At 55.3% G+C, this 21,760-nt stretch carries 17 protein-coding genes and 2 pseudogenes; 13 read left to right on the forward strand and 6 right to left on the reverse strand.

Annotation, left to right across the window (positions count from 1 at the left end; all coding sequences use genetic code 11):
* From ACIQ2T_RS01295 to ACIQ2T_RS01310, 4 genes and pseudogenes are all read left to right on the forward strand, one after another.
* A pseudogene (locus ACIQ2T_RS01295) lies at positions 1 to 109 on the forward strand (IS5/IS1182 family transposase); the annotation flags it as partial.
* A gap of 72 nt (positions 110 to 181) precedes the next feature.
* Positions 182 to 313 (forward strand): annotated as a pseudogene (locus tag ACIQ2T_RS01300) (IS481 family transposase); the annotation flags it as partial.
* 81 nt (positions 314 to 394) lie between these two features.
* Positions 395 to 1,771 carry a cation:proton antiporter gene (locus tag ACIQ2T_RS01305; protein ID WP_397589240.1) on the forward strand — a complete coding sequence of 459 codons (1,377 nt, stop codon included), beginning with the start codon at positions 395 to 397 and terminating at the stop codon, positions 1,769 to 1,771.
* 359 nt (positions 1,772 to 2,130) lie between these two features.
* Complete coding sequence (locus ACIQ2T_RS01310) at positions 2,131 to 4,917, forward strand: phosphoenolpyruvate carboxylase (protein WP_397589241.1); 2,787 nt, start codon at positions 2,131 to 2,133, stop codon at positions 4,915 to 4,917.
* Between the two features lie 364 nt (positions 4,918 to 5,281).
* Here the strand turns inward: ACIQ2T_RS01310 and ACIQ2T_RS01315 are convergent, their stop codons facing one another.
* From ACIQ2T_RS01315 to ACIQ2T_RS01330, 4 genes are all read right to left on the reverse strand, one after another.
* Positions 5,282 to 6,292: a PfkB family carbohydrate kinase gene (locus tag ACIQ2T_RS01315; RefSeq protein ID WP_397589242.1), complete on the reverse strand. Its 1,011-nt coding sequence runs from the start codon at positions 6,290 to 6,292 to the stop codon at positions 5,282 to 5,284.
* A gap of 10 nt (positions 6,293 to 6,302) precedes the next feature.
* The gene (gene kduD, locus ACIQ2T_RS01320) at positions 6,303 to 7,058 is read right to left on the reverse strand and encodes a 2-dehydro-3-deoxy-D-gluconate 5-dehydrogenase KduD (protein WP_397589243.1); all 756 of its coding nucleotides are present in this window, start codon (positions 7,056 to 7,058) and stop codon (positions 6,303 to 6,305) included.
* Between the two features lies 1 nt (position 7,059).
* Complete coding sequence (locus ACIQ2T_RS01325; RefSeq protein WP_397589244.1) at positions 7,060 to 7,698, reverse strand: RpiB/LacA/LacB family sugar-phosphate isomerase; 639 nt, start codon at positions 7,696 to 7,698, stop codon at positions 7,060 to 7,062.
* A gap of 75 nt (positions 7,699 to 7,773) precedes the next feature.
* On the reverse strand, positions 7,774 to 8,802 hold the full coding sequence (locus tag ACIQ2T_RS01330) for a LacI family DNA-binding transcriptional regulator (protein WP_397589245.1): 1,029 nt from the start codon (positions 8,800 to 8,802) through the stop codon (positions 7,774 to 7,776).
* Between the two features lie 116 nt (positions 8,803 to 8,918).
* Between ACIQ2T_RS01330 and ACIQ2T_RS01335 the strand changes: the two genes are divergently transcribed.
* From ACIQ2T_RS01335 to ACIQ2T_RS01350, 4 genes are all read left to right on the forward strand, one after another.
* Positions 8,919 to 9,725, forward strand: coding sequence for a 2-keto-4-pentenoate hydratase (locus ACIQ2T_RS01335; RefSeq protein ID WP_397589246.1), 807 nt, complete (start codon positions 8,919 to 8,921; stop codon positions 9,723 to 9,725).
* A 28-nt stretch (positions 9,726 to 9,753) separates the two neighbouring features.
* A complete protein-coding gene (locus ACIQ2T_RS01340) occupies positions 9,754 to 11,040 on the forward strand; it encodes an MFS transporter (RefSeq protein ID WP_397589247.1) in 1,287 nt (428 codons plus the stop codon).
* Between the two features lie 113 nt (positions 11,041 to 11,153).
* Positions 11,154 to 12,149, forward strand: coding sequence for a LacI family DNA-binding transcriptional regulator (locus tag ACIQ2T_RS01345; RefSeq protein ID WP_397589248.1), 996 nt, complete (start codon positions 11,154 to 11,156; stop codon positions 12,147 to 12,149).
* Between the two features lie 176 nt (positions 12,150 to 12,325).
* Entirely contained in the window at positions 12,326 to 12,478 is a 153-nt protein-coding gene (locus ACIQ2T_RS01350; protein WP_397589249.1) for a hypothetical protein, read from the forward strand.
* A 34-nt stretch (positions 12,479 to 12,512) separates the two neighbouring features.
* Here the strand turns inward: ACIQ2T_RS01350 and ACIQ2T_RS01355 are convergent, their stop codons facing one another.
* Complete coding sequence (locus ACIQ2T_RS01355) at positions 12,513 to 15,011, reverse strand: glycoside hydrolase family 3 N-terminal domain-containing protein (RefSeq protein WP_397589250.1); 2,499 nt, start codon at positions 15,009 to 15,011, stop codon at positions 12,513 to 12,515.
* Between the two features lie 102 nt (positions 15,012 to 15,113).
* Here ACIQ2T_RS01355 and ACIQ2T_RS01360 point away from each other — a divergent pair, with 102 nt between their 5' ends.
* From ACIQ2T_RS01360 to ACIQ2T_RS01380, 5 genes are read left to right on the forward strand one after another with little or no spacing between them, the layout of a single operon-like run.
* Entirely contained in the window at positions 15,114 to 15,992 is an 879-nt protein-coding gene (locus ACIQ2T_RS01360) for a sugar phosphate isomerase/epimerase family protein (protein WP_397589251.1), read from the forward strand.
* 2 nt (positions 15,993 to 15,994) lie between these two features.
* A complete protein-coding gene (locus ACIQ2T_RS01365) occupies positions 15,995 to 16,990 on the forward strand; it encodes a glycoside hydrolase family 5 protein (protein ID WP_397589252.1) in 996 nt (331 codons plus the stop codon).
* Positions 16,991 to 17,005: 15 nt separating this feature from the next.
* On the forward strand, positions 17,006 to 18,136 hold the full coding sequence (locus ACIQ2T_RS01370) for a hypothetical protein (RefSeq protein WP_397589253.1): 1,131 nt from the start codon (positions 17,006 to 17,008) through the stop codon (positions 18,134 to 18,136).
* Complete coding sequence (locus ACIQ2T_RS01375) at positions 18,136 to 19,011, forward strand: aldose 1-epimerase (protein ID WP_397589254.1); 876 nt, start codon at positions 18,136 to 18,138, stop codon at positions 19,009 to 19,011. Before ACIQ2T_RS01370 ends, ACIQ2T_RS01375 begins: the two co-directional genes overlap by 1 nt.
* On the forward strand, positions 19,008 to 20,642 hold the full coding sequence (locus tag ACIQ2T_RS01380) for a glycoside hydrolase family 43 protein (RefSeq protein WP_397589255.1): 1,635 nt from the start codon (positions 19,008 to 19,010) through the stop codon (positions 20,640 to 20,642). Before ACIQ2T_RS01375 ends, ACIQ2T_RS01380 begins: the two co-directional genes overlap by 4 nt.
* Here ACIQ2T_RS01380 and ACIQ2T_RS01385 read toward each other — a convergent pair.
* Positions 20,634 to 21,686 carry a LacI family DNA-binding transcriptional regulator gene (locus ACIQ2T_RS01385; RefSeq protein WP_397589286.1) on the reverse strand — a complete coding sequence of 351 codons (1,053 nt, stop codon included), beginning with the start codon at positions 21,684 to 21,686 and terminating at the stop codon, positions 20,634 to 20,636. The genes ACIQ2T_RS01380 and ACIQ2T_RS01385 overlap by 9 nt on opposite strands.
* Positions 21,687 to 21,760: the final 74 nt, after the last annotated feature.

Genomic DNA, 21,760 nt, shown 5'->3' on the forward strand with positions numbered 1-21,760 from the left:
TGGGAAACTCAAAGACTGGCGACGCATCCACACCCGTTATGACCGATGCGCCCACACCTTCTTGTCTGCCATCGCAATCGCAGCTACAGTCATCTTTTGGCTTAGTTAATGAGTCCTGACCCTAGGCCAACACTCCGATAGTTTACGCAGCCATTAGTGCCAAATGATCTGACGACGGACACTGCTCAGCTATAAAGGCGCCGTCGATCTCGAAGCCAAGCTCAGCGAATGGGAAACCTTCTACAACTTCAACAGACCACACGGAGCCTTCAAAGGAAAAGCACCCTATGAAGAACTCAGAGAAAGGCTATAATCGCACTCTGTGAATGTCTCGCCCTCACTCGATGTTACAGTTTTACCTATGAATGTCTCAGATCCATGGAGGTGGAAGGGTATGTTTTCTGAAATGTTAGCAAGTGCAATAGATACGCTTTTCAAAGTGCTGGATCCCAATGGTCCTGCTCAGGCCGCGACTACTAGTAGCTTCACGCCAACAGATTTTAGCGTCCACTTCTTTCTGCAGTTAGCCATCATCGTACTAACTTGCCGGATCGTGGGCAAACTGGGCCAAAAGTTTTTCGGCCAACCTCAGGTTGTTGGTGAAATGATCGCGGGCGTTATCCTCGGGCCATCATTATTTGGCTATTTTTTCGCTGATGCACAGGCAGCGGTTTTCCCGGGACCAACTAAAAACGTGCTGTATTCGGGCGCGCAATTAGGCGTCGGTCTGTACATGTTTTTGGTCGGCACAACGCTGCAACTTGACCAGTTCAAATCTAAAGCAAAGAGCGCGATAAGCGTATCGTTCGCTGGTATTGCGGCACCGTTTTTGATTGCAGCATTGCTAACCCCATGGCTGCTGACTGTTCCAGGCCTGTTTGCACCAGGAATTTCGCAATCAAGCGCGACTTTGTTCATGGGAGCCTGCATCGCGCTTACCGCATTTCCGATGTTAGCGCGCATTATCAATGAACGCGGATTGGCAAAAACTTCGCTCGGCACATTGTCGCTTGCCGCTGGTGCCTTTGACGACGCTGTATCTTGGTGTGTGCTGGCAATCGTGCTGGCAACATTCGGCGCAGGTCCTGGAATTGCTGTTCTCGCGATCGGTGGTGGGCTGCTCTACGCCACGTTCATAATCCTGTTTGGCCGCAGACTCCTGGCGCCGCTCGGGCGGATGGTGGAGCGCGAGGGCGAAATGAGCATGACAGTGCTTGGCATCACCCTCGCTTCATTCTGTCTTTCGGCGTTCATCATGGACGCAGTTGGTATCCATGCAATTTTCGGCGGCTTCATTCTTGGGGTTGTTATGCCCCGCGGACTATTTGTTGAAGAACTTAAAAAGAAGGTTGAACCGCTTGCAGTCGTTCTATTGCTGCCGATGTTCTTCACTTATTCTGGGCTCAATACGCGCATGGATATGGTCAACACGGTTCCATTGCTGTTGATCGCACTGGTAATTCTGGCAGGGTCAATCGTCGCCAAATTTGGTGCGTGCTATGTCGCGGCGCGGGTCGCTGGCGAAGACAATCGCACCGCATTGGGTATCGGCGCTCTGATGAACTCGCGTGGTTTAATGGAACTCATCATCATCAACATCGGCCTGCAAAAAGGGATAATCGGACCGACGTTGTTCTCAATGCTGGTACTTATGGCTATTGTCACCACCATGATGGCAAGCCCCTTGTTCGAGTTGGTATACGGCCGAAAAGCACGTAAATCAGGTGAACTAGGGGCACTGGGTAAAAAGGATGTGGTTCTCGCCGATTGAACCGCCGCCTTTCTATGAACTGAATATTGAAGTCGCGTCTATATGGGTTCTAACGCTAATAAGGAGTGCTGCGTCGGAGCGGGCTTTCGATATCACACCGTTGTCAGGCCATTACTCGGCGCATTGATCCGCTGTTCGATTTTTTTGAGGCGAGCCGAAGTGGCGCTGCCATCCTTTTCGAAGTTCAGACAAGTGAATGCTGGCCAAAATGAAAACGCTAGCGTCTGAATTCTAGTTACTGACCCGCATCGGCTTGGCTGACGTCCGTGGTTCTGAATTGGTATGCACAACCATTGATTAACAGGCGGAAAAGCCTACCAACGTTAGGTCGGAAAACAGTGTTGGGAAGTAGTGGCAACATGGAATTAAACACGACAAGTGACCTGCGCGCCCGGCTCCAGCAACTGCATCAGCAGACCGCAGAGACGCCGCTCTTCAACCCCGTATTCCAATTGGGCCATGACATTTCCCGGGAGCTTGAGAATGGTGTGCTGACATTGGGGGATATTGGGTCCCTGGTCAGCGACCTCTATCACGAGGCGCTGAACAGCCGGTCACGTCGGCTGCAGCAGCTGTTGAGCCCCGTAGAGGATGCAGATAACCTTCTCAGATGGCGAGCAATATTGGATCAGTCTGAGGGTGGTTTTGATCATTTTGCCGATCGTGTCGGGCGTCCACTGCTTCACATTGTCTTCACCGCGCATCCCACTTTTTTACTCTCTGGCGCACAGAGTGACGCCGTTGCTCAGGCGGCTAGCAACATGTCAGACGGCACAGTGGATATATGCGCGGAAACACCTCGGCAGGCCGTCACGCTCGATTGGGAGCATGAAGAGGCAATGGCCGCGATGCGACGCGCACAGGGCGCGCGCGACCGCTTAGTTAACACGGCACTGGAAGCAGCGGCATGTCGTTGGCCGGACTTGTGGAGGAACTTGTTGCCGCAGCTATATCGGCTCGCGACTTGGGTTGGCTATGACATGGATGGCCGCACCGATATTGGTTGGGCAACAAGTTTAAGATATCGGCTCGCCGAAAAAGCCCAGCGCTTAGGCCTCTATGCAGATATGCTGGAGGCAGCCGCCCCGAAGCACCCCCTGATCGGTCAGCTCCGGGCGGCAGAAGAGCACAGCCAGCACATGGCCTCTTTGTTCGCGGGAGATGTGTCAGAGCCTGAGGATGTCTCTGCCGCGGCCAATCACTTGACAGCAGATCATCCCGCAAAGCTTTTGTCGCTTGCCCCTATTATTGAAGCGCTGAGAGCGGAGGCAAAAAACTGCGAGAACCCGGATCAGGCACAGGCGTTGATCACCCTTGCGTCTGCGATGCAGAGCGATGGGCTGGGTATGGGATGGGTCCACTTTCGGGTCAACGCATCACAATTGCACAATGCCATTCGGCGCCGGATCGACCCGGACAACACCCTGGACCTTGGAAGTCGCACAGCGCTCAAGCGGCTTAGAGAATTGCTTTCAGATGTACGGCCATTGCGGTCCAACTTCGCCGCGCTGGCAAGCGAGAGCACAACTGCGCTTCGGCAGTTCATCGCGATGGCGCAAATTCTGCATCATGTAGATTCCGATACGCCCATCCGTATGCTCATTGCCGAATGTGAGCAGCCGCAGACGGTTCTTTCGGCACTCTATTTTGCAAAGCTCTTCGGCATTGACGGGAAAGTTGATGTCTCGCCCCTATTTGAGACAGAGACAGCAATGGAGCACGGGGCGCGGTTTCTTGAGGCCCTGCTGCGTGAGCCGATGTACCAAGCCTATGCTCGGGTGCGCGGACGAGTCTCAATACAGACTGGCTTTTCCGACGCGGGCCGGTTTGTGGGACAGCTTCCCGCCGCCCTTGCCATTGAGCGGCTGCACGGCAGCCTGGCCCGCATCATGGCGCGGCATGGCCTGACAGACATCTCGGCGCTGATCTTTAATACGCATGGCGAGTCTATGGGCAGAGGGGCGCACCCGACCTCAATTGAAGATCGGATGCATTATCCCATGAGCAGCTGGGCACGGGCCCAATTTTCTCAAAGCGGCATAAAGTTGGAACTCGAAGCCAGCTTTCAGGGCGGTGATGGCTATCTTTTCTTCCGCAACGACGCACTGGCCTTGGCAACACTTACCCGCATTGCCGAGGTTGAAATCGTCCCGCCCTGCTCCGAAAATGACCCGTTTTATGCGCGCACTGACATTAGTCTCGATTTCTATCGCGGTATCCGACGTGTGCAGCGGGAGCATCTCAGTTCCAAAACCTATCCCAGAGCCGTCACGGCCTTTGGTCTTGGCCTGCTCAATGAAACGGGCTCTCGAAGGTCGCGTAGGCAGTCAGACCTAACGGCGGACCGGGATATGAACCTGCGGCAGATCCGCGCAATTCCCCACAACGCAATCCTTCAGCAGCTCGGCTATCCCGTGAATATCCTTGCAGGTGTCGGATCGGCGGCCAGTGAGGATTTGGAGAGCGTGGCAGAGGTCCTTACCGCCTCACGGCGCGGCCAGTCTCTTGTCCGTATGATCCGCGCGGCGGATCGGTTGGCCAGCATCAAAACGGTCGCCGCCTATGGGGAGTTGTTCAACTCTGCCTATTGGGCAAGCCGTCCCTATCGGGGAACGGAAAACCATCTCGCAAACGCCTGCCTTGCGCTGGCGGAGCACCTCACGAAGGATGACAGGGCGGGTGTGTTTCGAAGGCTCGCGTCCCGCCTTCGCGTGGATGGGCTGCACCTCCATCGCCTCCTTGATCACATTCCGCAGGAAGCGACGCCGCCATCTGACAGGGAAGATTTGCGCCGCTCGCTTGGAGCACTCCACGCGTTGCGCCTGGCACTCCTCCAGCATATGTTTTTAAAGGCCGTGCAGGTTCCAGCCTTTGCGCGCTCCAATGATATTAGTCGGGACGACGTGCTGGAAATGGTCTTCACACTCAGAATTGAGGATGCCCTCACCCAACTGCGCCGGGCCTTTCCGGTTTCCTTGCCTGACGTTGCCGATTACCAAGTCTTAGCGCCCACTGATTATCCCGATGGCGAAACCCAAGCCTATGCCGAGATAGAAACGCTTTACGTCGCTCCCATAGAACATGCCTATGCGCTAGTTTTGCGCATCGGGACAGCTATCGCCAATCATTTTGGCGCACATGGGTAGCAGATCACGAATGAAGGCGTTGTCAGAGCAAAAACCGTTTGGGAGAAGGAGCGCGCCGGGCTAGTTTGAGCAATGCGCCATTTCACAAAGACTTAAAACAGGTATCCCAGCTCACCGATCGACTAATCATCGAGATCCTACACTCAGTCGCGCCGAAAGAATGGCAATCGCTTGCTGCCCAAAGCAGCTCTAGTTTGTCAAAGCTGAGCCATTTGGAAGCAACTCAAGATTAGACTGATTGCATTTTAGCAAAGCGCAGAATGCGTCCGCTTTTGCAGAAACAGTCTCAGCGCTGCCCCCTGCTTTATATAACGCTGAAGAAATGCCGAAGCCTGCCGCTCCGGCGGACCGCCACTCACAAATGTTAGCGCCGGACATCTAACCCGCCTGTGTTGAAGGCGTCGATATCGACTTGCTGGAAAAGGCTCGCATCCCCCGGGAGCGAATGTTTGAGACAGGCGAGCGCGAGGCCCGTCTGCGCCATCGCCTTGGCATCGCCGCCTCCTAGATGCGCGTGAAGCACGCCCGCCGCAAAGGCATCGCCTGCTCCGATCCGGTCGACAATGCCGCTAACGTCGATCTCGTCAGTCTGATGCCCGCTATCACGCAGGTCAACTCGCGCCGCAATGCGGTGATAGTCTGCGCTCACAGTATGCCGCGCGGTGGAAGCGATGAGTTTCAAACCAGGGAAGGCCGCAAGGCCAGCCTCCGCCGCCTCGCGCCGCCGCTCTGCGCCTTCGCCCAAGAAATTCTTGCCCAGCACGAGCGACAAATCACTATGATTGCCGAAAAGTATGTCTGTCATGCCAATGAGTTTGGACAGCACCGCGCGTGGATCACTATCCCATGCTTCCCACAGCATAGCACGGTAATTGCCATCAAAACTGATTGGCACGCCCAACCGCTTCGCCGCCTGCGCCGCCGCCAGAGCAGCCTCGGACGATTGCATCCCGAGTGCTGGCGTAATGCCCGACAAATGCAGCAACCCAGCACCGGCCAAATGTGTATCCCAATCAAAATCATCTGCACGTGCCTGCGCAAAGCTCGAGCCCGCGCGGTCATACACAATCTCAGACGCGCGCAACCCGGCACCAACTGCAAGGAAATAGAGCCCCATCCGCCCCGGAACCTTGGCAACGCCCGAACAGTCCACCCCATGCTTCAGCACCGCTGACACCGCTCCGCGACCCAGCGCATTGTCTGGAACGACACTCACCATCCGGCATTCATAGCCTAGATTGGCAAGCCCGATGGCGACATTGGCCTCCGCCCCACCGACATGCAGGTTCAGGCTGGACGACTGCATCAGCAATTCATTGCTGGGTGCAGACAGGCGGATCAGCAGTTCACCGAAAAAGACAATGGGCTTGGTCATCGGGCTAAGGCTAGCGCGCCAGCCAGCCGCCGTCGACTGCCAAGATTTGCCCTGTCACATAGTCTGATGCGGGCGCGGCAAGGAACACAGCCGCCCCAGCAATATCCTCTGGCTTGCCCCAGCATCCGGACGGGATGCGTTCCAATATCTGCCGGTTGCGCGTTTCATCGCTTTGTAAAGCGGCGGTGTTGTTAGTGCTGATATAGCCCGGCGCAATCGCGTTGACCTGCACGCCTTTGGGCGCGAGTTCATTGGCCATCGCCTTGGTCACCCCACCCACGCCCGATTTCGCCGCCGCATAACTTGGCACGCGAATGCCGCCCTGAAACGTAAGCAAAGAGGCAATGTTGATGATCTTGCCAGAGCCACGCTCTGCCATATGCCGCGCTGCTGCTTGGCTCAGGAAAAATAGCACCTTCAGATTGGTATCAATCACCGCATCCCAATCTGCCTCGCTGAAATCGAGCAAATCGTCGCGGCGGATGATCCCGGCATTATTGACGAGAATATCTATCCGCCGCAGTCCTGCGAGCGCCTCATCCACTAAACGTTGTACCGGCTCGGTCGAACCCAGATCAGCCTTGATGTTCACAGCTTTACGCCCGGTCGCGGCGATGGCGGCAAGCGTCTCGCTTGGTTCGCTCCGTCCCGCAACCGCAACGTCCGCACCGGCTTCGGACAGCGCCAACGCTATCGCCTGCCCGATGCCGGTATTAGCGCCTGTAACGAGCGCCGCCTTGCCTGTCAGATCAAAGGATATCGCCATATCAGCCCGTGACGCCCCGCAGATAGGCTGCGATCTCATCGTCCTGACAATTTACATAGAAATACTCGGCGAAATGTTCGCCCGCAACCGCGGCCTTCAGCAAATCCTGATCCACTGTCTTGATCACGGTCAGCATATCGCGGCACGACGCGGCCTTCACATCCTTCAGGATGCTGCGGTTGGCGGCCATAAAGTGCGCCCGTTCCTTGGGATAGCCCGCACCACCTTCATTTTCGAAAATTTTGCGGTAACAATCCTGCAGGTTGAGCTCTGCCGCCCAACCAAAGCCCTTGGCATAGGGCATCGACATTGCATTGCCGTCGTTGATTTGGTTAAAAAGAAATGCATCGGTAGGGTCTATGACGAGGCCGCAAAATACGCCCGGCATCGCGTTGCAAGCGAGCATTGAACCCATACCGGTGCCACAACCCGTCACTACGAAATCCGCCGCCTTTGAATTGAGCAAGATGCCGGCCAGCAAACCGTTCATGACATAAGTGAGCGAAGCGGCATCTTCCGCTGAATACATGCCATAGTTGGAAACTTGATGGCCGAGCGGCTCGGCAACCGCTTTCAATGCGTCATGGATGATGCCGTTTTTAGCAGCCTGGCTGTTTTCAATGATCAGTGCGACCTTCATAAATACCTCTCGATGAATGTTTGAAGCTCAAAAATCATTGATCTAGGTAACCGGTGTCATTACGCGATGCAAGGCTCATTGCTTGGGTGGGGCAACAGACCCGCGTCGAATGAGCGTGGAAAGGAATTCCGATGGCTCATTTTCGGTATCCACCTCTGCAATGGCACCGGCAATCAACTTGTGCGCGGCGGACCGGCCCATCGCGACGATCGGCCAGCGCACAGTGGTGAGCGGAGGCCAGACGCGCGAAGCAATCGGTGTATCGTCGAAGCCAATGATCGACAATTCTTCCGGCACCTTGAGGCCCCGCAGACGCGCAGCATAGAGCACCGCCGCCGCCATTTCATCGTTCGACGCAAAGATCGCGGTCGGGCGCGGCGACAGATCAAGCAGCTTCTCGGTTGCTGCCAGACCGGAATCGAACGTATATTCCCCCTGTGCGCGAAAGCTGCGTGGCAGTTTGATTTTAGCCTCAGCCAGCGCTTCCTCAAAACCCGCGAGCCTTTCCGCAGCTGAACGGAATCCTTGCGGCCCAGTTACAATCGCTATGCGACTATGCCCTTGCTCTATAAGATATTCCGTCGCGTCGCGCACGGCGTCTCGGTCGTTCGATGCCACCATATGCGCCGTATCATCAAGCACTGCCGATCCCATGCGGACATAGCGACATCCAGCCTCCTGGCACATTTTGGCAACCGCATCATTCTCAGAAATCGGCGGCAAAATGACTATGCCATAGAGCCGCTGCCGTACGATAAACTCCCGCATATCCTCGATCAGTGTCGGCGAGCTGCGGTTAACAGGTTGCACCACCATGGCGAATTCAGTGTCGCGCAATCCTTCCAATATGCCCTGCTGCATGTTGAGGATCATCTGCGCATTGGGGTTGTCGTGGAGCAACGCGATCAGGAAATTACGCCCCAGTGCCAACGCCCGTGCCTGCGGATTTGGGACATAGCCATGCTCAGCAATCACCAGCTTGACCTTATCCCGCGTCTCTTCAGTCAGCAGCGGCGAATCATTGATTACGCGGCTTACCGTCTTCTTCGAAACACCGGCCAAGCGGGCAATATCGTTGATTGTCGGCTTCATCGTGGCTGGCATTAACCCCCTATTTTCGGGATGCATAGCGATAAATTTACGTCCAGCACCCTAGCATTCTTGCAAATGACACCGGTATCCCATACCAGAACCAAACCGCATGATGAAGGGGAGAATGTGTGTTAACGACTTTTGCCGATGCACAAAGCATTGCCGAGGCATTTGTTGCGGCTCGCCAAAAGGCGCTTGGATTTGCTTCCTATCCCGGCAAGTTGCCCAGCGATCTGGACCAGGCTTACGTCATTCAGGACGCCGCCATCGCATTGCGTGGTGGAGCGCCTGTTGGCTGGAAGGTCGGACGGATCAACACCCCTTGGCTCGAACGGCTGAGCGTGAACCGCCTCGCAGGGCCGATCTTTGCCAGCCATGTGAAAAACGGCGTTGCTGACAGCCCGGTCACAGGCAATATCTTTCGCGATGGCTTTGGCGCGGTAGAGGCGGAGTTTCTATTCCGCATTGGCCGCACCCCAGAAGCCGGCAAAACCAGCTTCTCCTTGACCGAAGCGGCTGACCTGATCGATTCGGTGTTTATCGGCATTGAAGTCGCTAGTTCCCCATTTCCCGGGATCAACGCGCTCGGTCCACTCGTTACCATTTCAGATTTCGGCGACAATAACGGCCTGATCATCGGTAAAGAAATTCCCGATTGGCGCGAAAGTGGGTTAGAAAGCTGGTTGGTCGAAGCACAAATCGACGGGCAATCGGTCGGCCAAGGACAGGCCAGCGCCTTTCCCGATGGGCCGTTGGGCTCGGTGCAGTTTCTGCTCGAAAATTTGATCGCCCGGGGGATTACGATTACGCCGGGCATGCTGGTTTCAACGGGAGCGGTATCCGGCGTCCATGAAATCACCGATGGCCAGCATTTTGAAGTGCACTTTGACAATTTTGGCCGGATAGAATGCACGATAAAATATGCGACGGCCTGAACGGTCGTGCTGAACGAGGAGGGCGAAAATGGCAGCGCGTGAAACGGCAAGCGCCGTCCCCAAAACAGGCCGCTATCGCTGGGCGATTGTCGCGCTGCTGTTCGTAGCTACCACCGTCAACTATATTGATCGGACCATGCTCGGCCTGCTCGCGCCGGATTTGGGCAAGGAACTGAGCTGGAACGAAAATGACTATGGCAACATTGTCACCGCGTTTCAGGCGGCTTATGCCTGCGGTTTCCTTCTCATGGGCTGGCTGATTGACAAGTTTGGACCAAAAATCGGCTATACGATCGCGATCTGCATCTGGACCATCGGCCATGTCGCCCATGGTTTTGCAGGCTCGGTAGCCTCGTTCATGGCCGCACGGGTGATGCTTGGTGTAGGCGAAGCTGGGCATTTTCCTTCGGTCGTCCGCGCCAGCAGCGAATGGTTTCCGCAAAAGGAACGCGCCTATGCTATCGGCTGGGTCAACAGCGCCACAACAATCGGCGTGATCCTGACCGCACCGACGGTTGCGTTGTTCACGGTCACATTCGGCTTCAATTGGCGGGAGACATTTTTCGTCACCGGCCTGTTTGGCGCGCTGCTGCTCATACTGTGGCTTTGGCTCTACAGCAACCCGCGCGAAAGCGGCAAGGTCAGCGAAGCGGAACTGGCGTGGATCGAACATGATCCCCCCGAAGCAGTCGAAAAGATCGGATGGGTAAAAGTTGTTTCAACCCGCGAAGCCTGGGCATTTGCCACAGCCAAATTTTTGACTGATCCGGTCTGGTTCCTGATGCTATTCTGGCTGCCGAAGTATTTTGCATCGACCTATAATGTCGATCTGAAAGTCGTGCTGCTGCCGATGATCATCATTTACCTTATTTCCGATGTCGGCAGCATTGCAGGAGGCTGGCTGTCCTCCAAGCTAATCCAGCGCGGTAAAAGCGTCAATTTCGCGCGCAAGACGACGGCGATCATCGCCGGACTGGGCGTACTGCCATTGCTGTTTGTGTCGGGGCTGGAGAATATGTGGCTGGCCGTTGCACTCATCGGCATTGCACTCGCCGGACATCAGGCCTTTTCATCCAACCTGCTTTCGATCCCACCCGATATGTTCCCAAAGCGGGCGGTTGCGTCTGTTATTGGCCTTGGTGGCTTTTGTGGTGGCGTTGGCGGGATGATCATGGCCAAGTCGACAGGGCTTGTGCTTGATGCGACCGGCGGCAATTATACGCTGATCTTTTCCGCCTGCACCGTGACCTATTTCATTGCTGTGCTCGCCATCCACCTGCTCTCGCCAAAGCTCGCGCGGGTCGAAACGATCTAATCCATGGCTGCGGAATCGCTCCTTGCCCATCCTAACGGCGCCGTTACCATCGCCTTGGTCGGCCTAGAGGCTGGGAGCAACATCGCTGAATGCGCTGCATATGAAGGCAGCGCATGAGCATAAAAATTCGTGACGTTTCTGAAGCAGCAGGCGTGTCGATCAAGACCGTTTCGCGAGTGCTTAACAAGGAAAAATATGTCGCGAAGGATACACGCGCACGGGTTGAGGCGGCCGCAGCGAAGCTAGGCTATCATCCCAATTTCGCGGCGCGGGCACTGGCCGGGCGCCGTTCTTTTCAAATAGCGCTCATATATGATAATCCCAGTCCCTATAATGCACAAAACGTGCAGGCAGGCGTCAAGGCGCGATGCATAGAGGGGGGGTACCGGATGATTTCCCAACCCTCGGATGCGGGGTCCACGACGTTGCTCAATGAGCTGTGCAGGCTGATTGATCAAACAATGCTGGATGGCATCATCCTGACACCACCCTTTGCCGATAATCCGGCAATCCGTACCGAACTCGCAAGGCGTGAAATTTCCTTTGTCACCTTGTCACCCGCAACGCTGGATGGTGCCGTGGCTGCGGCCTTTATCGATAATGTGCAAGCGGCGGAAGATATGACAACTTATCTGGTCAGCCTTGGCCACCGCCGGATCGGCTTTATCGAGGGAGATACTCGCTATGCCGCAAGCGGCCAGCGGAAGGCAGGATACCGCAAAGCGCTTTATAAAGCTGGGTTAGACTATGACGCAACTTTCGTTCGCCCGGGTCAATGCGATTTTGAATCGGGTTCTGCGGCCCCTACTGATTTGCTCGCCCTCAAAGATCCGCCGACTGCTATATTTGCCAGCAATGATGACATGGCCGCGGGCGTTTTGGCGGCGGCGCACCGGTTGAGCGTATCTATCCCTGCACAGCTTTCGGTTGCAGGCTTTGACAATACCGATCTTGCGCAGGTCGTCTGGCCACCGCTCACGACCATTCGCCAACCGGTGCAGGCATTAGGGTATGCCGCGGCGGACCTGTTATTCCAATTGCCCGACAAAGTTGAACAAAGACTGTTGCCGCATGAGCTTATAGTGCGGGAGTCTACCGCCGCGCGCTGATCAGTCGGGCATCAGTGGACCAGCATATCGCGCGACACTGCCCTCGCTATGGCCGTGCCGGATGACCCAGAGTTTTTCCAGCCTGTGATGGCTTATAATGGAGTTTGGTGTTGGTCAGAATGCACGCCAGGTAAAACGGGTATTGCCGGTGTTAGTTCCCATTGGGATTGGCGGCCATGAAGCCGTCCGCGCTTCGCCTCTACCCGAACCCGTGGGTTCTAAGTCTCACCGACTTTGCCACAGAAAAGGCCATGTGTCAGGGCACAAATCTAACGCGTCATCTCGATGAAGCCATGCCGTCTAGCAAGACCGTTGCCGTCAGTTCCTGAATATCCCCGATTTCTGGCATGTCGGCGGAAAATTTCATGGACAGGTGACCATTCCCGCAGCCGACGTACCTAGGGCAATCCTAGAGATTGAAAGATCAAGATTGACGGATGTGTTTATGCTTACCGGCACCTGTGCCTTTGTCATGTCGAGACCAGCCTTGGCGAAACAGGACAGCGGAACCGACATCATCTGCCAGCCTTTGCCTTTTGCGGCTTTAAACAGGGCCGTTACATCCAGCCCCGTGCCTGCAGGCTTCAGACCTTCGTTAAAAGCAAGCAGTTTTACAGCCCCCACCCCTAGCGCATCTACGCGATAATCGATTTCGACCGCCACCGCGCCGTTGGTCTCGCGGCTCAAATCGAGCGGCACGTTTGCGGCCAAGGCGACGGTAGCATTGCCACCGCCGAGCCAAATGAATCGTCGCGCATCTTCCTGACGGTTACGATCGACTGAAAAGGCGCGCACCAAGTCACTGTTTGTGCCAATTCCAGTGCGGAGCTTTTCTAGACTGCCACTCGATGTCAGGTAGAAATCGAGCGACTGTCCGGTTTTACCGCGGTCGAACCATGTTCCGGCGGGGAGGTCGGATCCCGGTGGCAGTCCGCTTTCTTCGCTCAGCATGCCGACCTTGCCTGGTCGCGCATAACTCAGCCCATAGCCATAAGCGAAAAGCGGGTGGTAATCTGTATCGCCTATATTCAGCACATATTGCGTCGCTAGTTTCGGCCAACTGAAAGGCAACTTTCCTTTGAAATCAGCTTTACCGAACAAAAGATCGGCAACGCCTCCGCCTTCGGAACCCGGCAGCCATGCCGCTACAAATGCGTCAGACGCATTTAGATGGCTATTGACCCACATCGGTCTGCCCGACAGAAATACCGACACGGTCTTTATCCCTTCTGCTTTATATTTTTTGAGTAAGGCGAGATTGTCAGATTTATCGCGAAAGATCAGGTCGGGGACATCACCCTGAAATTCGGCATAGGGATCTTCGCCAAACACTACCACCGCAACATCTGGCTTTTGGACGTATTTGCCGTCTCTGGTGATTACAGCATTCCCCCCAGCTGCTTCGAACAGCGCATTGCCAATCGTCGTCGCACCTGGAAATTCGGAATCAGCCAACCCCGTACCCTGCCACGACAGGGTCCAGCCGCCTGACTGTTTCATATAACTGGTTGCGCCATCGCCTGCGATTAGTAGCCTTTGGCCAGCCTTCAAAGGCAGCACAGTTCCCTCGTTTTTTAATAATACAAGCGATTCTCTCACCGCCTGTCGGGCAACTGCTCGGTGCTCCGGCGACCCTATTTTACGAAAATCTCCAGCCAGCGGGCGTGAAGAAGGCCGGCCGGATTCAAATAGACCGGCACGCAATTTTACCCGCAGGATACGCGCGACGGCTTCATCGAGACGGACTACCGAAATGGTGCCGTCCTTCACTTGCGCAAGGGTATTCTCATAGAGCCCTTTCCAGCTGTCGGGCGCCATGAAGAGGTCGAGCCCGGCATTGAAGGCAGCGGCACAACTGGTGGCTTTGCAACCCGCAACTTGGCCGTGGCCGTTCCAGTCGCCGACAGTATAGCCGGTAAAGTTCATCCGTCCGCGCAATATATCTGTCAAGAGCGACTTGTTGCCGTGCATTTTCTCGCCATGCCAGCTGTTGTAGCTTGCCATGACCGATTGGATACCAGCCTCGATAGCGGGTCGATATCCCGCGGCCTGAATGTCGCGAAGATCCTCTTCGCTAGAAACATTGTCACCCTGATCCTTGCCGCCGTCGGTTCCCCCGTCACCTACAAAATGCTTCGCGGTAGCGACTATATGTGCACCTCTCAGCCAGTCCTTCGAACCGACTTTGCCTTGCAAGCCCTCAACCAAGGGCCCTGCATAGGCTGCAACCACTTCCGGATTTTCAGAGTAGCTTTCATAGGTCCGTCCCCAGCGATCATCGCGCGCGACCGCTAGCGTCGGTGCAAAGGTCCAGTCGAGACCAGTCACCCGCATCTCGACTGCGGTTACCGCACCGATTTTTAGCATCAATTCGGGATTACGCATCGCGCCCAGCCCGATGTTATGCGGAAACAGGGTCGCGCCGGTGACATTGTTGTGCCCGTGGACGGCATCACTTCCCCAAGTAATCGGGATGATCGGCAGATTGCCGTGAGGCCTTACTGAGGCATCGTAAAAGCGGTCGGCATCGGCAAGCCATTCGGCAGCGGGCGCCCATTGTTTACCACCCGGCGCACTATTGCCGCCATTCAATACCGAACCGAGATGGTATGTATAGACGTCCTCCGGCGTAACGCTGCCAAGGTCGGCCTGAATCACTTGCCCTACTTTTTGCTCAAGCGACATTCGGCGCAAAAAGTCAGTGATTCGCGCTTCGATAACAGGGTCCACTGCAACCGGATTTTTTACCCCCGGCCAGATTGCGGGATTGGCCGCACCACTTCGTGAACGTTCACTTTTGCCGTTCGCAGCTACTGAAAATGCTGCCGTACACAGCAATGCTGCCACCACAAATTTGCGCATTGAATCTCTCCTCGTTATTGTGGTAGCGCTATCATAATTGAAGGACGCGTCAAGACGCTAGCGCATGTTGTAGGGTTCAAATTGATTCCGAAGGAGGGTTGGATGTCGCTGCTTGTCCGGACTGGCTTATATTTTGCCGCCTGCCTTTTGGTATCCGCCATTCCTTTGGGCGTAGTTCAGGCCAGCGATAAGAACACCGCTTTGGACTGCCGGACACCCGATGCCCCGCTGGGGAAGCCCTACGGCGCGCAACTCTATACTATCCGCGTTGCGATGGAGCAGGATTTCGAGGGCAGCTTATGCCGTATTGCGCAAATCGGATATCGCGAAGTTGAGTTTGCCGGACTTTATGGCCACGACCCGAGCGAGGTTCGCGCGTTGCTGGACCGATATCAATTGGACGCTGTTGCAACGCATGCTGATTGGCGACAGTTGCGTGATGACCCAGAAATGGCGATCCGAGATGCAAAGTCTTTGGGGACAAAATATCTGGTGCTGGCATGGCTACCGCGCGAAGAACGTCAAACGATTGAGCAATGGCGCTGGTGGGTTGCGCAGCTAAACAAAGTTGGCGCGACTGCCGCGGCCGAAGACGTTGTATTACTCTACCATGCACATGATTTCGAGTATCGAGCGATCGGCGGCGTACGACCGATCGATTTACTGCTTGAACAGCTCGACCCCAGATTCGTGAATTTCGAAATGGATGTTTACTGGACAGTCAAAGGCGGCGGCGATCCTATCGCGTTGCTTCGCCAGCATCCCGGCCGCTTTCCTCTGGCGCATTTAAAAGACATGCAAAGAACGAGCACAGATATGGCGGATGTTGGCGATGGCCGGATCGATTTTCCTTCCATTTTTGCCTCGGCCGGAAAGCGAGATTTTCTTCACAAATTTGTCGAGCGCGACGAGGCGAGCGAGCCATTTGAGACGTTGCGCCTTGGTTTAGAATACATTCAATCAATCGAAAGGAAGCCCTGACCATGAAGCCAAAATATATTCTCGCAGCCCTATTAATATCGGGCGTCGCGGCTCCAGCACTCGCCAAAACCGATAGCCTTCCCATTGGCCGCTGCGTAAATATGGGCAACAGCCTAGAAACACCGACTGAAGGAGCATGGGGGGGAAAGAAAATCGATGCAGCCGATTTCAAGCGGATAGCCGACGCCGGATTTAATACGATTAGGCTGCCAGTGCGCTGGCCAACACGGGCGAGCGATACTGCGCCGTATTCAATTGATCCAGCGTTCATGGCCCGGGTGAAGACAGTTGTCGATGACGCCCGTAAAGTTGGACTTAACGTCATCCTCAACAGCCATCATTTCGAAGAAATCCACAAAGACCCAAGCGACGCCAATATTGCAAAGCTTGCAGGCATGTGGACCCAAATAGCTACCGCGTTCGCCGACCAACCTGAGTCCAATTTGTGGTTCGAAATCGAAAACGAACCGCATGACAAGTTCAACGACAGCAACCTGCTGAAAGTGCTCAACCCGGCGCTCGCCGAAATCCGCAAGAGCAATCCGACCCGGCCTGTTATCATCGGCGGCGAGTTCTGGAGCGGGGTCAATTCGCTCAAGACATTGAAGCTGCCCGATGATCCCAACATCGTGCCGACCTTCCATTATTATGACCCGTTCAATTTCACGCATCAGGGCGCAACCTGGGTCGACCCTTCGCCACCCCTGGGTCGCAAATATGGTGGGCCTGAAGACCAGAAACTGCTGCAAAATGATCTGCAGAAAGTCCGCGATTACGTAGCGCGCACTGGCAAGACGCCTTTCATGGGCGAATTCGGCGCCTACAGCACAGTGTCTATTGAAGATCGTGTGAATTATCAGAAAACGATACGCGTCGCGTTCGACCAGATAGGCATCGGAATGTGCGCATGGGCATATACCAACACCTTCCCGTTGTGGGATCAGGAAAAGAAGGCATGGGTGCCCGGAATGCGCGATGCGATGGGGTTGAAGGAGTAAAGGAAAGTGTTCGAGATGCATAAATTTGCACTTTGGGCTGTCGCGGCAGTCGTTTCGGTTTCTGCCCCGGTTTTGGCCGATCAACCAACGGCGGAATTGCAGGCACTAGATGACGCGCTTCCAGGAACACTCATTAACGACCCAACGCGGCTCGACTGGCAGATATTTGGCGCAGACCAAACCAGCAAGCCGGTAAAGGGTGAGAGCATTCCGGGCGGCAAAGCCGCAACGCAGATCACGATTGCAAAGGCTGGAGCAACTTTGTTTGAAGCGGGCGCCAACGCACCAATAACTGCGGGAATAAAGTCCGGCACCGACGTCGTTGTCGCATTTTATGCTCGGACGGTTTCTGCCGAAACGAGCGACGGCAGAGGCCGGATAGGCCTGCGTTTCAATCAAAATGTCCCGCCTTATTCCGGCTTTGGCGACACCACGATATTGATCGAAAAAGACTGGAAGCTTTATCAGGTCGCAGCGAAGGCCAACATTAGCATTCCCAGGGGTCAGGCAGTTGTTGGTTTCCAATTGTCGGGAGCCAAACAGGTGATCGAAATTGGCCAGACGATTGTTGCATCCGGCACAACGTCCCTCACAACCAAGTCGGGCAAGACAGAACAATCGGCAACCACCGACATCTTGCCTCAACTGCAAGGCAAAGGTAAATTGATCAGCAACCCAGCGAACAAGGATTGGGCGGTCTACGGTCCGGGCGCAACGCATCAGACGGTTCCGTCACCTAACATTCCAGGAACCGGCGGCACTGCATTGCTAGTTCGGACCGCCGCAGCTGCCGCAAATGCTTTTGAGATTGGCGCGATCGTTCCGATTACCGATTCAATTGCCGAAGGCGACGTCATACTGATCGGTATACTCGCCCGCACCGCACCTGGTGGCTCACCCGATGGCACGAGCAAACTCGGCATCCGGGTGCAGGCGAATGATCCGCCCTACCCGGGTTTTGGCGAAAATGTCCTGACGCTGGGGCCTACTTGGCGACTGCTACAAGTCAAGACCCAGGCAAAAACGGCAATTGACGCGGGCAAGGGTGTACTAGCATTGCATTTCGGTGCAGCGGCGCAGGCGATCGAAGTCGGCCAAGTGTTTGTCATTAACACATCGCAGCTGACACCTAGCAGCAACCAATAATGGTTCTGCCTGAACTAGTCAGCATCGTCTGCGGCGACAATATCTCCACCATTTGCCCTGCTCTCGGGGGGAGCATCATCGGCTGGTCAGTCGGTGAACAAGAAATGTTAAGGCGCGCAGATGCCGACGCCATCGCATCGGGCGATCCACTTGCAATGGCCTCGTTTCCGCTCGTGCCGTTCTCGAACCGGATCGGCAATGCGCAGTTTATTTGGAAAGGGCGCGAAATCCAAATAACCCCCAATTTCGCGCCTGAACCGCATGCGATCCATGGCACGGGGTGGAAACAAGCTTGGACGATAGCCGAGCGAAGCGATGCATATTGCGTGCTCAAGCTGCAACACGATGCGGACGCCCGCTGGCCTTGGCCTTTTGAAGCTACACAGAGATTCACGCTAAGTGCCGGTATGTTGGAATTGAAACTTATCGCAACCAATCTATCGGATGAACCTGCCCCGCTCGCATTTGGCCATCATCCCTATTTTGATATGGATGGCGCACACTTAACTTTCACCGCCGCGCGCGTGCTTATGTCGGGCGAAGACGCCATGCCATACGAGGCCATAACACCCAATGGCGAGTTCGATTTCAGCACTGACGGCAAAGTTGCGGGACGCAGTATCGACCATTGCTATGCCGGTTGGGATGACAAAACCCGCATTCATTGGACGGGACGACAGCTCGCACTAGAGATCACAGCAGATATGGAAGCAGCAGTCGTCTATGTGCCAAAGGACGGTAGTGCCTTTTGTTTCGAGCCTGTGCCGCATGTCAACAACGCACTCAATCTACCCGGAGAACTACCCACAATGCCGATCGTGGCGCCCGGTGAATACTTCACAGCGACCATCCTCTTGAAGGCAGTCAACGCATGATTAAACGTTCGATAGTCGGCTTAGCCGCGCTGCTAGTTGCGTCCCGCGGACACGCGCAAGCCATGTTCGACTATGTGTCCTATCAGGGCCGAGATCCAGTCGAGGACGCCATTCCCGTCACATCCGGGGATTACCGCAATCCAATTATACCTGGATTCCATCCCGACCCCAGCCTCGTCCGGGTCGGCAAAGACTATTATCTGGTCAATTCAACGTTCGGCTGGTTTCCTAGTCTGCCAATCTACCATAGCCGCGATCTCGTCACTTGGCAGCAGATCGGCAATGCAATTAACCGGCCTGGCATGGTTGACATCGAAAGCGTTGGCATAAATCGCGGTTTGTTTGCGCCGACAATCCGCTGGCACATGGGGCTTTTCTATATCATCAACACCTGCATCGATTGCGGGTCCAATTTCATCATCACCGCGCGAGATCCAAAAGGGCCTTGGTCCGACCCGGTCTGGCTAAAGGAGATTGATGGCATCGACCCGGATATCTTTTTTGACGGCGATGGCCGGGTGTGGATTACTTACAACGGTCCGCCCGAGAGCGCCCCAGACTATGAAGGTCACCGCGCCTTGTGGATCCAAGAATATGACCTCGTGGCGAAGCGGCTAATCCCGCCACGCCGCGTCCTCGTCGATAAGGGTGTATCTCCCGCGGAAAAGCCGATTTGGACCGAAGGGCCGCACATCATCAAGAAAGGTGGCTGGTATTACCTGATCGCGGCGGAAGGCGGGACGTCGGGCGAACATTCACAGACGGTGTTCCGCAGCAAATCGGTAACCGGACCATATGTGGCGGGACCGAACAACCCAATCCTCACTCAGCGCGACCTTGACCCCAAACGACCATTCCCTGTTACAGCAACCGGCCACGCTGACTTTGTGCAACTGCCAAACGGTGAGTGGTGGTCTGTATTCCTCGGCAACCGGCCATATGAAGGTTGGCTTACCAATTTGGGGCGCGAAACCTTCCTGCTACCGGTCGATTGGAGCGGCGAGTGGCCGGTGATATTAGCCCAAGGCCAAGCGGTGCCCCACGTCACACGGCGACCTAAGTTAGGAGCGGCGCCCAAGAATTCAAATTGGTCGCAATGGCGCGATGAATTTACCGGTAAATCGCTTGGCCATGATTGGCTTATGCGGCGCGGTCCGACCGACGAATGGATCGACCTGAGTTCAACGCCAGGTGCCTTGACGATAGGCGCCGACGGCAAACCGTCTTTTGTCGGACGGCGCCAACAGCATGCTTATGCGACAATTGAAACGGGGTTACGTTCGAGATGGCTCAAGGATGGCGAGCGCGCAGGCTTGGCTGCCATTGCCGATGAACAGCACCAATATTTCTTTGGATTAGACGGCACGCGATTAATCATTGCAGTCCGCAGCGGCCATCACGATGCGGGAAAGGACCGCGTTCTTGCTGAGACATCGTTCGAGGGCGGGACAAGTCTTCGGCTGCGCATCACGGCCAAAGGTGCCGCTTATGACTTTACCTATTCCGTCAATGACGGCGAATGGCAGACTTTGCTTGCCGACGCCGACGGGCGTGTTCTTGCGACTGAGTTCAACGGATTGCTATTCACCGGAACGATTATCGGCCCTTATGCTGGCCCACCATCACTTTGAAGGTGGTGCACCATCCGATTCACGCCGAACGAACGTGAAATCGAGCAACCTCTGCTCGCGTTTTGGTTTCCGTCCTGACCGCTTTTCGCGAATACGTTCAACCAGTATTTCTACTGCTGCCCGCGACATCTCAGCAATCGGCTGATGTATCGTGGTGAGTTCCGGCCAAATCGACAATGCAAAGTCGGTGTCATCAAATCCACAAACCGTCAGGTCTCGTGGAACATCCAAATGCCGCCGATGAGCAACCGTTATGACGGCCGCTGCCATGTCGTCATTACTCGCAAAAATGGCTGACGGCGGGTCAGGAAGATCTAGCAGTTGCTCAGCTGCTTGCAATCCGGACCTGTATGTAAACAGGCCATCGACCACCAATGCGGGGTCAACGGGCAATCCTGCCTCTGCCATCGCCACTTCGAAGCCTTTCAGGCGCTGCAGGCTGGCGTTATGTTCGGGGTTCCCTTTGACAAAGCCGATGCGTTTATGCCCCAGCGACGTAAGGTGCCGCGTCATCGTGGCAGCTGCTTCAACATCGTCGATATGGACCACCGACATTTTATCGAGCGGGGACCAGCTGTTGACCGCGACGCATGGAATGTCCGTTTTTTCCAGCAATTCCTGAACGGTCGCCGAGTCGGACAGCGGGGCGGACAAGACAATACCGTCAACGGCGCCTTCGACAAGGTCATTGAAAACGTCGCGGATGCCCTTCTCGCTATCGCATTGCTCAATGATCAACTGGACGTGGCTTTTTCTGGCTTGCTCCAAAGTGCCGACGAGCAAGCGGCTGAGATAGGCGAAGCTTGGGTTTCCGTAGAGCATCACAATCCGGATGGGTTCGGCTCCAGCAAGTGATCTGGCTGCAAGGTTAGGAGAATATTGCAATTTTTTCAGGGCGGCTAGAACTGCTTCGCGGGTTGAATCCTTAACATTTTTCTCACCATTGATGACACGTGATACAGTCATAGGCGAGAACCCAGATTCGCAAGCGACATCGGCTATCGTGGCTCCCCCTTGATGCCCACGTTGTGATTTCTGATTTATGACGTTGCCGATTTTCACGGAGAGAACTCTAACGCTATAATGCCAAGCTCCGCAATACTTTTCAAGTGCGATGT

Source organism: Sphingorhabdus sp., assembly GCF_044357595.1.
GTDB lineage: Bacteria > Pseudomonadota > Alphaproteobacteria > Sphingomonadales > Sphingomonadaceae > Sphingorhabdus_B.

Coding starts and splice junctions, on each gene's coding strand:
- ACIQ2T_RS01355 (WP_397589250.1), bottom strand. CDS start 15,011: ATGCGCAAATTTGTGGTGGCAGCATTGCTGTGTACGGCAGCATTTTCA.
- ACIQ2T_RS01350 (WP_397589249.1), top strand. CDS start 12,326: ATGAAGCCGTCCGCGCTTCGCCTCTACCCGAACCCGTGGGTTCTAAGT.
- ACIQ2T_RS01305 (WP_397589240.1), top strand. CDS start 395: ATGTTTTCTGAAATGTTAGCAAGTGCAATAGATACGCTTTTCAAAGTG.
- ACIQ2T_RS01380 (WP_397589255.1), top strand. CDS start 19,008: ATGATTAAACGTTCGATAGTCGGCTTAGCCGCGCTGCTAGTTGCGTCC.
- ACIQ2T_RS01315 (WP_397589242.1), bottom strand. CDS start 6,292: ATGACCAAGCCCATTGTCTTTTTCGGTGAACTGCTGATCCGCCTGTCT.
- ACIQ2T_RS01310 (WP_397589241.1), top strand. CDS start 2,131: ATGGAATTAAACACGACAAGTGACCTGCGCGCCCGGCTCCAGCAACTG.
- kduD (WP_397589243.1), bottom strand. CDS start 7,058: ATGGCGATATCCTTTGATCTGACAGGCAAGGCGGCGCTCGTTACAGGC.
- ACIQ2T_RS01330 (WP_397589245.1), bottom strand. CDS start 8,802: ATGCCAGCCACGATGAAGCCGACAATCAACGATATTGCCCGCTTGGCC.
- ACIQ2T_RS01370 (WP_397589253.1), top strand. CDS start 17,006: ATGCATAAATTTGCACTTTGGGCTGTCGCGGCAGTCGTTTCGGTTTCT.
- ACIQ2T_RS01325 (WP_397589244.1), bottom strand. CDS start 7,698: ATGAAGGTCGCACTGATCATTGAAAACAGCCAGGCTGCTAAAAACGGC.
- ACIQ2T_RS01365 (WP_397589252.1), top strand. CDS start 15,995: ATGAAGCCAAAATATATTCTCGCAGCCCTATTAATATCGGGCGTCGCG.
- ACIQ2T_RS01340 (WP_397589247.1), top strand. CDS start 9,754: ATGGCAGCGCGTGAAACGGCAAGCGCCGTCCCCAAAACAGGCCGCTAT.
- ACIQ2T_RS01345 (WP_397589248.1), top strand. CDS start 11,154: ATGAGCATAAAAATTCGTGACGTTTCTGAAGCAGCAGGCGTGTCGATC.
- ACIQ2T_RS01375 (WP_397589254.1), top strand. CDS start 18,136: ATGGTTCTGCCTGAACTAGTCAGCATCGTCTGCGGCGACAATATCTCC.
- ACIQ2T_RS01360 (WP_397589251.1), top strand. CDS start 15,114: ATGTCGCTGCTTGTCCGGACTGGCTTATATTTTGCCGCCTGCCTTTTG.